Genomic DNA, 267 nt, shown 5'->3' on the forward strand with positions numbered 1-267 from the left:
CATTCAAGCTTTCCGACGGCGGACAGGTTCTTGAGTACATCGACCAACGCACGATGCAGCTTGGTGGATACACCTACACCGAGCCCCAAACAACCTATCAATCGGGTTCGGTCTCGGCCTACGGGTCACGCGGCGGCTACGCTTATGGTACGTACTCCGGCACATCCACGACGTATGTGCAGAAACAGACGCCCGTCTACAACATTCCCCTCACGTGCAGGACACGGTTCGTCGTCAATCCTCAGGGCATCATCACGAACTGGTCCT

Annotated in this window: 1 protein-coding gene; it reads left to right on the forward strand. The window is 56.6% G+C overall.

What is annotated here, in order from left to right:
* Window positions 1-267: hypothetical protein (locus tag ACTFO6_RS18865; RefSeq protein ID WP_439935889.1), on the forward strand; the 267-nt coding region annotated here is incomplete at both ends.

The organism is Pelomicrobium sp. G1 (assembly GCF_051905455.1).
Taxonomy (GTDB): Bacteria; Pseudomonadota; Gammaproteobacteria; order Burkholderiales; family UBA6910; genus Pelomicrobium.